At 26.0% G+C, this 9,175-nt stretch carries 8 protein-coding genes; all 8 read left to right on the top strand.

Annotation, left to right across the window (positions count from 1 at the left end; all coding sequences use genetic code 11):
* Positions 1-377: 377 nt before the first annotated feature.
* From cas6 to cas2, 8 genes are read left to right on the top strand one after another with little or no spacing between them, the layout of a single operon-like run.
* The gene (gene cas6 / locus K324_RS0110805) at positions 378-1,160 is read left to right on the top strand and encodes a CRISPR-associated endoribonuclease Cas6 (protein ID WP_026749140.1); all 783 of its coding nucleotides are present in this window, start codon (positions 378-380) and stop codon (positions 1,158-1,160) included.
* A 24-nt stretch (positions 1,161-1,184) separates the two neighbouring features.
* Entirely contained in the window at positions 1,185-2,954 is a 1,770-nt protein-coding gene (locus K324_RS0110800; RefSeq protein ID WP_026749139.1) for a Cas8a1 family CRISPR/Cas system-associated protein, read from the top strand.
* 2 nt (positions 2,955-2,956) lie between these two features.
* The gene (cas7i, locus tag K324_RS0110795; protein ID WP_026749138.1) at positions 2,957-3,853 is read left to right on the top strand and encodes a type I-B CRISPR-associated protein Cas7/Cst2/DevR; all 897 of its coding nucleotides are present in this window, start codon (positions 2,957-2,959) and stop codon (positions 3,851-3,853) included.
* 2 nt (positions 3,854-3,855) lie between these two features.
* Complete coding sequence (cas5b, locus tag K324_RS0110790) at positions 3,856-4,620, top strand: type I-B CRISPR-associated protein Cas5b (RefSeq protein ID WP_026749137.1); 765 nt, start codon at positions 3,856-3,858, stop codon at positions 4,618-4,620.
* Between the two features lie 33 nt (positions 4,621-4,653).
* Entirely contained in the window at positions 4,654-7,053 is a 2,400-nt protein-coding gene (locus K324_RS0110785) for a CRISPR-associated helicase/endonuclease Cas3 (protein WP_026749136.1), read from the top strand.
* An 18-nt stretch (positions 7,054-7,071) separates the two neighbouring features.
* On the top strand, positions 7,072-7,560 hold the full coding sequence (gene cas4, locus K324_RS0110780; protein ID WP_026749135.1) for a CRISPR-associated protein Cas4: 489 nt from the start codon (positions 7,072-7,074) through the stop codon (positions 7,558-7,560).
* Between the two features lie 36 nt (positions 7,561-7,596).
* The gene (cas1b, locus tag K324_RS0110775) at positions 7,597-8,589 is read left to right on the top strand and encodes a type I-B CRISPR-associated endonuclease Cas1b (protein WP_026749134.1); all 993 of its coding nucleotides are present in this window, start codon (positions 7,597-7,599) and stop codon (positions 8,587-8,589) included.
* Position 8,590: 1 nt separating this feature from the next.
* The gene (cas2, locus tag K324_RS0110770) at positions 8,591-8,869 is read left to right on the top strand and encodes a CRISPR-associated endonuclease Cas2 (RefSeq protein ID WP_026749133.1); all 279 of its coding nucleotides are present in this window, start codon (positions 8,591-8,593) and stop codon (positions 8,867-8,869) included.
* Positions 8,870-9,175 lie beyond the last annotated feature (306 nt).

Here is a 9,175-nt window from a genome sequence, read left to right as displayed (position 1 = left end):
CTAGAATTCCAGCATTTACAATACAAATTGTGCTATTAAAATCATATCATTATTAGTTACCCTAAATATAATATCATTTTTTCACAATTTTGTCGATACCTAATTTTTTCCAAAAATTTTAAAAGCTGATTTTTTATTTTCAAAATAAAATATTTAAGAAAATCAGTAAAAATCAGTAATTTTAGGAATCTGTCGATATACAAGTTTTTTTTAGTTATTGAACATCGACAGATTAAATATATTGAATATCTAAAAAACTATTTATAAAATAATAATAAAAGTTTATTATATAAGTATTTACTTTTATAAAAAATAGGATATAATATATTATTATATTTCAAAGAAAAAAATAATGGAAAGAAAGGTATAATAAGAAAATGAGATTTAAGATTAATATTGAATTAACAGAAGGTAACAGCTTTCCTATAAATTGGAGATCAAAAATTTTATGTGTCCTAAAAACAGGACTGAAAAAATGTGATAATGAAATTTTTGAAGAATTTTTTGGATCTGCAAAACAGAAAAATTATACATGGTCAGCTTATTTTCAGAATGTGAAATTTGAAAAGGATAAAGTTAAATTTTTAGGAGAGGAAAAAAAGATTATCGTTAACCTTTCGGCATATGATAATGTTGATAGTTTGAACATTTATAATGCTTTTTCAGGTATCAGGTTTAAAGAGATAAAAATTTCAGAAGAGACAAAGGTTGTGGTTACTAATATTTCGATTTTACCAAGACAAATTATAAAGGATAACATATTAATTGTTAAAACTATGTCTCCAATAGTTTGCCGTGATCATGATCAAGAAACTAAAAAAGACACCTATTATATAGGGACAGATGATAAATTTTCTAAAATTATAAAAAGAAATCTTTATTTAAAACTTAAAGAATTAAAAGGAGAATATGTAAAAAAAGATATTGAAGATTTGATAATAGATTCAAGTCAGACTAAAAAGGTTGTTGTTAAGCATTATGATAAAACTAAAAAAGATAAAACTTTAAATTATGAAAATAAATTTAATGGTAAATTTTTGGATACTTCAGTTGGTATATTGAAATTGGAAGGAAAAAGTTATATTTTAGATTATATTTATAATGCAGGGATTGGGAGCATAACTGGAAGTGGATTCGGAATGCTGGAAAAATTGAAATAATTTGAATTAAGAAAAGGTAGAAAAATGAGTAATGAAAAAATAGAATTGAAATTGAAGGATTGGTTATTTAATGCTGGATTACTAGGATTTATAAATATACTTGGAGAAGAAGCAAAGAGTAGTGGAGAACTGGAAATTGATAATAAAAATCGTTTAATAAAATTTTCTCCAAAAGTTTTGGAAAATTTCGAGTATAAATATTTTGATTTTTTTATAAAAAGATACGGGAAAACACTGACTTATGGTAAAATTCTTGAATTTGAGAAATATATTGATGAATTTGAGGAGAATGGAGAAAAAATTAAAAGTATTAATGAATTAAAAATGATAAATGATAAAATTACATTCTTTAAAGCTAAAATCAAATCTGAAAGTTATAAAAAGGCATATGATTTCATAGAAAAAAATGGAACTAATAAAATTTTAGGACTGGAAAAGGAATTAAAAAAAATAAAAGAACCTAAAGAAAATATTGCTGAAATTTCAAATGATGATATAAAAAATAATCTTAAGATTATGAAGGAGATTATTGATTTTTTTAAAAAGAAAATAACTGATAAGGAAGGAAATGTAAAAAATTATCTTGCTGCCAAAAATATAGCTTATGTAATAATAAATAATGCCTGGAGCAGTGTATCGTTTTTAAATAAGGCAAATGCCGCTAAAGATATTTACGAAGAATATAAATCATATTTTGTAGAACCTGCATTAGAATATGTTAATGCTGACAAGTCTAAATTTAAATATAAATGTGTAATTTCAAATATGCAGATGAAGAATTATAAAAATACATTAGGATTTTTAAATGACACAGGTTTTGATGTGAGCAGAAAACCATCACATGTCTGGAATTTTGTAAATGATATTGCGGTAACTCCTTTGGTTACATTGATTTATTCCTGTGTTCCAGCAGGATTTATATATGGAGCCGACAAAGGGATATTTGTAAACGCAAATCATAATATAGATCAATTATGTAATATAAATAATGGAATTGCATACAATATTTTAGAAGATGAATCAGAAGAAAAGAATATAAATCTATATAAAAATTTATTGAAGGAAATCAAGAAAGAAAAAGACAATACAAAATATGAATTATCAGATATTCAGATTGTGAAGTTTGAGGAAGGACATTATAAATTTACTTTATTATCAAGGAATATTTTAAAACTCTTATCTGAAAATAAAGAAAAATTAGATGATTTATTAGATAAATGGTATTTAATTGATAAAAGATATTTTAATCTTTACGATACAACAATAACAGAATTATTAAATAATCAGAATTTATTCTCGCTAATAAACAAATTATGCTATTATAAAATTTCAAAAGCAAAATTATCTTGTAAACTAAAAAATATAGAAGATTTACTAAAAATAAATTTGGATTATATCAGGAGGTTGAAGAAAATGGATAAGCAAGAAATAATTGAAAAAAAGGAAAATAAGAAAACGTCAGAAGAATTAACAGAAAAAGATGTTTTCTATATAAGAAGAGATGCAATGATTTTTAGGGAAGAATATATAAGAAAAAGTGGAAATGATAAAAAGATTGGAAGTCTGTTATACAGACTTCAGAATGCTTTGAGAATTAATAATGTTGATATGTTTATGGATGCTCTGATTTCAGCTCATGCTTATGCAGGAAAAAATATTAGCTCACTTTTTGCTAAAGCACTTTTAAATGATGAAAATTTTCAGACATTAGGACATGGATTTTTATTAGGTTTATTAGGTGAAGATAAAAGTAAGAATGAAAATAAGACAGATAAAAAAGAAGGGAATGAATAATTATGAAGAAAAAAGGTTTAACTTTCACAGCAATATTTTTGGCACAAAGTGCTAACTATGGAGAAGGAATAGGAAATGTTGCAGCATTAAAGAAATTATCAAGAAATAAGGGAGAACAATATACATATATTTCCAGACAGGCAATAAGATATAACATTATAGAACAGCTTGGAGAAGAAAAATCACCAGTAAAAGCAGAAGGAAGTGGAGATAAAAAAGTAGTTCAGTTTTCAGCAGATACAACAATTAAAGATTATTCTGAATTAGATTTTTTTGGATATATGAAAACAATAAAAGGTGAAAATTCTAAAAACCGTTCAGCAATAGTAAGATTATCAAATGCAATTTCATTGGAAACATTTAAAGGAGATCTGGAATTTTTAACAAATAAAGGCTTAGCTGATAGAATTGGAGAATTTCCAAATATCGCACAGGCTGAAATACATAAATCTTACTATAAATATACTGTTACTATAGATTTAGATAGAATTGGAATAGATGAATTAGATAAGATTGAAGTTTCAAATGAAGAAAAATCGAGAAGAGTCAGAAAACTTTTAGATACGATTTCATTGCTCTATAGGGATATTAAAGGAAGAAGGGAAGATTTAAAACCATTATTTATAATAGGTGGAGTTTACGATATAAAAAATCCATTTTTTGAAAATATAGTGGATGTTAAAAATAACAAGATTCTAGCTGATAAACTGTGCAGCGGAATCTATGATTATATTGAGAAGGATACAATATCCGGAATTGTAAAAGAACAATTTGAAAATGATACAGAAGTTGAAGAAAAATTGAAAGGGAAAAATATAAATGTACTGAATGTTCCTGAATTTTTTAAACAGTTAAAAGAAAAGGTTGATAATTATTATACAGAGAAAGTTGATGGATAATTATGAAGGCAGTTAAATTGAAATTGTATCAAAATATGGTGAATTATAAAGTTCCAACAAGTTTTCAGCTAAAAGAAAGCTATCCTTTGCCACCATATTCAACTGTAATTGGAATGATTCATTCCCTCTGTGATTTTAAGGAATATAAACCAATGAAAATAAGTATCAGCGGAAATTATTTTTCTAAGGTTAATGACTTATACACAAGATATGAATTTAAAAATGGAAATCCTTTTGAAATGGGAAGGCACCAATTAAATGTAAATGGTTATGGTATTAATAGAGGAGTTGCAACAGCTGAACTACTGGTTGATGTAAACTTGACGATTCATATTATCCCGGAAGACCAGTCAGAAGAATTTTTAGATATCATTTTTGAAGCATTCAAATATCCGAGAGAATACCCAAGCTTAGGAAGAAGAGAGGATATTGTATTAATTAAGGATGTCAAAATTGTAGATGTGGAAAAGAAAAAACTTGAAAAAGATTTAAGTAATGGAGAAGATGACTTTGCATATATCCCTGTTAATTTTATTCAAGAGAAATTAGTAAATTATGGAGACAAAAAAAACGGAATGAACATATATGGAACTAGATATGAACTGACTAAAAATTACATTCTTAATAATATTGGGACAAAATCCAAGTCAAAGATGATAAGGTCATGGGAAAAAGAAGAGGTTATTTATTCTTCGAATATAAAAGGCTTCAAAAGAAGGGAAGTCCCTGTAGATACTGATAATGAAATTGTTTTTTGCGAATTATAAGTTAAATATTTTTATTATATATAGGAGTCTAATATGAAGAATAATTTTTTAGCTAAATCTAGTGGCGAAACAATATTAAGACACACAGAAAATCTGTTTAATAATTTTATGAAAATTTTTATGATCTATCCCAAATTAAATGTTGAAAAAAGGCTATTATTGCTTGCGTGTATCTATCATGATTTAGGAAAAATAAATCAGAAATTTCAGAGTAAACTGTCTGGTGAAAAGCAAAGTGGGGAAATTCCTCATGGGATACTCAGTACTTCATTTATAAATGATGATATTTTAATTGAATATCATCATTTTAGTGAAGATGAAATAAAAATTTTAGCTCATTCTGTAGCTTTACATCATGAAAGAAATTTAATGGAAATAAATGACAGTGATTTATCTGATGAGATATATTCAATGAACAATGAAGTTAAAAATTTTTCAAAGGAATTAAAAATTCTGGAAAATATTTATTTTGAATATTTTAAAAATACTGAGAATTATAAAGATAGAAAAGCAATTTTTAATTGGGAAGACGGAAAAGTTGAATTAGCAGAATTAAGCTCTTTATTTTATGAAATAGGAAGTAGAGTCTATTCTGATGTAGAAGGTTCTGAAACTTTTCAAAAATATGTGATGTTAAAAGGATTGCTGAATAAAATAGACTATGCTGCAAGTTCATATATTCCAGTTGAGGAAAAAAATGATTTTCTTGAAGAGAAAATGAATGCTTTTCTAAAAAATGTATTGAAAAAGGATAATCCTGAGAATGACTGGAATGAGTTGCAGAAGTTTATGATTCATAATCGAAATAAAAATGTTGTAGTGGTGGCACAGACAGGATATGGAAAGACTGAAGCGGGACTACTTTGGATAGGTAATAATAAGGGCTTTTTTACATTGCCGTTAAGAGTAGCAATTAATGCAATTTTTGACAGAGTGAAAAATCAGATTGTAATTGAAAAACTGGAAAATAGAATAGGACTGCTACATTCAGATTTTAGAGAAATATATATAGAAGATATAAAAAAGAAGGAAAAAAATAATCTAGAAAAAATGGATAATGATGAGCTGTTTATGTATATGGACAAAACAAAGCAGCTCTCCTTACCATTGACAGTCTGCACAATAGACCAGCTTTTTGATTTTGTTTTCAGAGCACCGGGATTTGAATTAAAAGTTGCTACACTATCTTATTCTAAAGTGGTTATTGATGAAATCCAGATGTATTCAACGGATTTATTAGCTTATTTGATATATGGACTGAAATATATTACAGATTTTGGTGGGAAATTTGCTATAATGACCGCTACTTTACCAGGAATTATCACAGATTTGTTAAAAAAGGAAGAAATAGAATTTGTAACTACAGAACCTTTTATAAATGATAAGAAAAGACATAATTTGAAAGTATTAAAAGAAGTCATTAATGCTAAATTTATAAAAGAAAATTATAAATATAATAAAATTCTGGTTGTCTGCAACACTGTCAAAAAATCCAAACAAATATATGAAGAATTAAAAAATTTAGGAATAGAATGTAAAGAATTGAATCTTCTTCATAGCCGATTTATAAAAAAGGACAGAGCTGAAAAAGAAAAAGAAATTTCTGAATTTGCCAATCCTAAAAGATTTAAGGAAAGTGTGAAAAAGGAAAGAAAATCAAAAAATATTTTTGAAAATGGAATCTGGATTGGTACACAAGTAGTTGAAGCATCTCTTGATTTGGATTTTGATATTCTAATTACAGAATTATCAGATTTGAATGGACTTTTTCAGAGAATGGGAAGATGTTACAGAAATAGAGAGATTTTGGATGAAAAATATAACTGCTATGTTTTTACAGAAGAGTGTTCCGGAATAAAAAGTTCCAAAGCAGTTATAGATAAAGAAATTCATCAAAAATCTAAAGAAGCACTGATAAACATTGACGGATTACTTACAGAAAAGGAAAAATTAGAATTGATTGATGAGGTTTATTCTACTGAAAGTTTAAAAGATACGGAGTATTATGGAAAATTAGTAAAAAATATTTATGCTTTGAAAAATTATATAGTGGAATATGAAAAAACAAAATCAGAAGTACAGAAAATTTTTAGAAATATTGCTTCAAGAGATATAATTCCAAAAATTATTTATCAGGAAAATGAAAAAGAAATAAAGAAAAATATTGAAATCCTGCAGAAGAAAGCAAAGGGATTAGATGAAGAAAAGCGAAAAAATTTAAGAAGTGAAAAAATAGAAGCAAGACGGGAAATAAATCAATTTAAAGTAGCAATTCCTGAATATGAATTTGATGATATTTCTCCTGAGCAAGTAGAAAAAATAGAAATAAATGATTATGAAACATTGATTATTTTAGATTGTGATTATTCGTATGAAAAAGGATTTGAAGTAAAAATGAAAAATCAAGATTTTTTTGAAGATAATACTTTTTAAATGTTATGAGGTGAAACAATGAAAATAACAGGACTTATGATAAATTATTATTTTGTATGTAAACGTAAATTGTGGTGTCAATCCAAAAATATTAATCTTGAAGAAGAAAATGAAAATGTTCAACTAGGAAAATTAATTGATGAAAACAGTTACAATTTGGAAACTAAACAAGTTATGATAGAAGAAACCGTAAATATTGATTTTATCCGTAAATGGCAAGTCGTTCACGAAGTAAAAAAAAGCAAGGCTGTAGAAGAGGCGGCAATTTGGCAAGTGAAATACTATATTTATTTTTTAAAGCGACGTGGAATAAAAATTGAAAAAGGAATCATTGATTATCCTGTAATTAGGGAACGTAAGGAAATAATTTTAACAGAGGAAGATGAAAATACGTTGAAGGAAATTTTAACTGATATTGAAAAAATTTGTCAAAATGAAAAGGATCCTCCTGTAATTAATAATAAAATTTGTAAAAAATGTGCATATTATGAGTTTTGTTACGTTTAAATAAAATCAAAAAAAAATTACAAAGAGAGGTATAAAATGGCAGAAAGTTATTTTATTTTTTCAAACGGTGAATTAAAACGTAAAGATAATGTTGTGAGAATAACAGCACCAGATGGACGTTTTAAGGATATAAAAATAGAAGTTACAAGAGATATTTACTTGTTTGGAGAAGTTTCATTAAATACAAAATGTTTAAATTATTTAGCACAAAATAAAATTCCTGTCCATATTTTTAATTATTATGGATTTTATACTGGAACATTTTATCCAAAAGAATCGAATGTTTCTGGAAAATTATTTGTAAAACAAGTTGAAAATTATACAGATAATTCAAAAAGAATTGAATTAGCACAATTAATAATAGATGCAGCAAGCACAAATATTTTGCGAAATTTAAGATATTATCAGGAACGAGGAAAAGATTTAGAATCCGTAATAACAGAAATTAAGGCACTGAAAAAAGGAATTTTTAGAACAAACGAAATTAATGAGTTAATGGGAATTGAAGGAAGTATCAGACGTACTTATTATACCGCATGGAATACAATTGTTAATCAGGAAATTGATTTTGAAAAAAGAGTAAAAAGACCGCCTGATAATATGATAAATACTATGATTTCTTTTTTGAACACATTAGTTTACACTGCCTGTCTGTCTGAAATATATGTTAGTCAGTTGAATCCTACAATAAGTTATTTACATAGTGTAGGAGAAAGAAGATTTTCATTATCGCTTGATATTGCCGAGGTATTTAAGCCTCTTTTGGCAGATAGAATTATTTTTTCTCTTTTAAATAAAAAAATGATAACAGAAAAAGATTTTGTCAAAGATTCAAATTATTTTTATATGAAAGAAAATGCACAGAAATTAATTTTAAAAACTTTTAACGAAAGATTAGAAACCTCAATAAAGCACAGAGATTTAAACCGAAAAGTTTCTTACCGGCATCTAATGCGTTTAGAAGCATACAAATTAGTAAAACATTTGCTAGAAGATAAAAAATACGAAGGATTTAAAATATGGTGGTAGTATGTATATAATTTTAGTTTATGACATCCTAACAGATGACAATGGCCCAAGAATTTCTCGAAATGTATTTAAAATTTGCAAAAAGTACTTAACAAATGTTCAAAAATCAGTATTTGAAGGAGAAATAACCCCAGTTTTATTAAAAAAATTAAATCTCGAACTAAAACGATACATTCGCAAAGACAAAGACTCATTAATAATTTTCAAATCACGTCAAGAAAAATGGCTAGAAAAAGAATTTTGGGGATTAGAAGACGACAAAACCTCAAATTTCTTTTAATAATTCCAGAAAAATCTGTCGATGTCCAATAACTAAAAAATCTCTGTATACCGACAGATTCCTAAAATTACTGATTTTTACTGATTTTCTTAAATATTTTATTTTGAAAATAAAAAATCATCTTTTAAAATTTTTGGAAAAAATTAGGTATCGACAAAATTGTGAAAAAATGATATTATATTTAGGGTAACCAATAATGATATGATTTTAATAGCACAATTTGTATTGTAAATTATTTAACATTGAATTACTAATAGATTTAATCTTACATTTTAATAGCACAATTTGTATTGTAAATATTATTAT

It is taken from the genome of Leptotrichia trevisanii DSM 22070, from assembly GCF_000482505.1.
GTDB lineage: Bacteria > Fusobacteriota > Fusobacteriia > Fusobacteriales > Leptotrichiaceae > Leptotrichia > Leptotrichia trevisanii.
Note: the sequence above shows the minus strand (reverse complement) of the source record. Positions and strands in the feature narration are given on the sequence as shown.

Coding starts and splice junctions, on each gene's coding strand:
- cas2 (WP_026749133.1), top strand. CDS start 8,591: ATGTATATAATTTTAGTTTATGACATCCTAACAGATGACAATGGCCCA.
- K324_RS0110785 (WP_026749136.1), top strand. CDS start 4,654: ATGAAGAATAATTTTTTAGCTAAATCTAGTGGCGAAACAATATTAAGA.
- cas4 (WP_026749135.1), top strand. CDS start 7,072: ATGAAAATAACAGGACTTATGATAAATTATTATTTTGTATGTAAACGT.
- K324_RS0110800 (WP_026749139.1), top strand. CDS start 1,185: ATGAGTAATGAAAAAATAGAATTGAAATTGAAGGATTGGTTATTTAAT.
- cas6 (WP_026749140.1), top strand. CDS start 378: ATGAGATTTAAGATTAATATTGAATTAACAGAAGGTAACAGCTTTCCT.
- cas1b (WP_026749134.1), top strand. CDS start 7,597: ATGGCAGAAAGTTATTTTATTTTTTCAAACGGTGAATTAAAACGTAAA.
- cas5b (WP_026749137.1), top strand. CDS start 3,856: ATGAAGGCAGTTAAATTGAAATTGTATCAAAATATGGTGAATTATAAA.
- cas7i (WP_026749138.1), top strand. CDS start 2,957: ATGAAGAAAAAAGGTTTAACTTTCACAGCAATATTTTTGGCACAAAGT.